The sequence below is a fragment of the Mycobacterium sp. SMC-18 genome (genome assembly GCF_045310895.1).
Lineage (GTDB): Bacteria > Actinomycetota > Actinomycetes > Mycobacteriales > Mycobacteriaceae > Mycobacterium.
On the sequence record NZ_JBJIAL010000123.1, the window covers coordinates 1 to 1490 of the forward strand.

Annotated in this window: 1 protein-coding gene; it reads right to left on the reverse strand. The window is 64.2% G+C overall.

Translation table 11 applies throughout. The features are described from left to right. Positions 1–52 precede the first annotated feature (52 nt). Positions 53–1490: group II intron reverse transcriptase/maturase (gene ltrA, locus ACJH6J_RS30375; RefSeq protein WP_406805033.1), on the reverse strand; the 1438-nt coding region annotated here is incomplete at its 5' end.

The following is a 1490-nucleotide window of genomic DNA, read 5'->3' on the forward strand; positions in this document are numbered from 1 at the left end:
TCCCGAACCCGGCGTGCACCTTTCAATGCACCGGGCTCTCCACAAGACCCGGTCAGGCTGCTGTGGTGTCCTCCTCGTCGGTCGGCCAGGGCGAGGGAATGACCGCACCGCGGTAGCGGTAGCGGGTCGTGCCGATCTTCTCCAGATCGATCAGCACACGGTCCTCGGTGGCTGGCCACCAGCCGCCGCCGCAATATTGGCGGCGCAGGTCTTTCCAGGTCGACTTGCGGTGTTTTCGTCGGAGCCAGCGCCACACCGTCTGCCACGTGTAGTGACTGAGGTAGGAGAAGGTCGCCGAGGACACCCCGGCCCGGAAATAGCCCGCCCATCCCTGCAGCGTCGCGTTGATGCGGCGCAGCAGGTCATCGAGCGGCTGGTTGAGTTCAACTGTTCGGCGCAGCGTCTTGATCTTCCGTTTGACCGCCAACACGGCCTTCGTGGACGGATGAACATAGACGTAGCTGCAGCTGGTGCCCCGCTTGCGGCGACGCTGGATGCGCCACCCGAGGAAGTCCAGCCCCTCGTCGATATGGGTGATCAGGGTCTTGTCCGGTGCCAGACGCAACCCCATCGTCGCCAACACGGCGGCGATGTCCTCCTGTAGTGCTTCGGCGTGGGCTCTGGTGCCCCGCACCATCAGACACCAGTCGTCGGCATAGCGGACCAGCCGAAAGTTCGGCTGCCCGTGACGAAGTCGTCGAGCGCGCTCAACCGAGCCGGTAGCCGGACCACCCGGCAACCCGGCAATGTGTTCATCGAGCACCGACAACGCCACATTGGCCAACAGCGGCGAAAGAATCCCACCCTGCGGAGTTCCGGCGGTGCTGTCCGCCAGCAGGCCGTCCTCGGTGAGGATGCCCGCCTTGAGGAACGCCTTCACCAACCCCAAGACACGGTTGTCACCGACGCGTCGACGCACCCGCCCCATCAGAGCGGTGTGGTCGATCTCATCGAAACAGGCCTTGATGTCTCCCTCAACAACCCAGTCATAACACCGGGGACGTGTTGCGAGATAACGCACTTCGGCCACCGCATCATGAGCGCGGCGCTTCGGACGGAAACCGTAGGAACACGGCAGGAAATCCGCCTCAAAGATCGGCTCCAACACCAACTTCAACGATGCCTGGACCACCCGATCGGCCACGGTGGGAATCCCCAAGCGGCGCAACGCACCACCGGTCTTGGGGATCATCCGCTCGCGCACCGGCAACGGGCGGAAACTGCGGTCCTTCAACTGCGACCGCAGTTCATCGAGGAACACCTCGATGCCCTGCCCGGCAGTGATGGACGACGCGGTGCGCCGATCCACCCCGGCCGTGGCGGCACCCTTATTCCCGCTGACCCGATCCCACGCCACCAACACGAACGCGGGATCGGCGACGAGGTTGAACAGATCGTCGAACCGGCGATCAAGATCATCGCGTGCCCAACGGTGCAGCTTGGTCTGGATCTTCAGTACCCGTTGCCGCGCCAGCATCAGCGCCAACTCC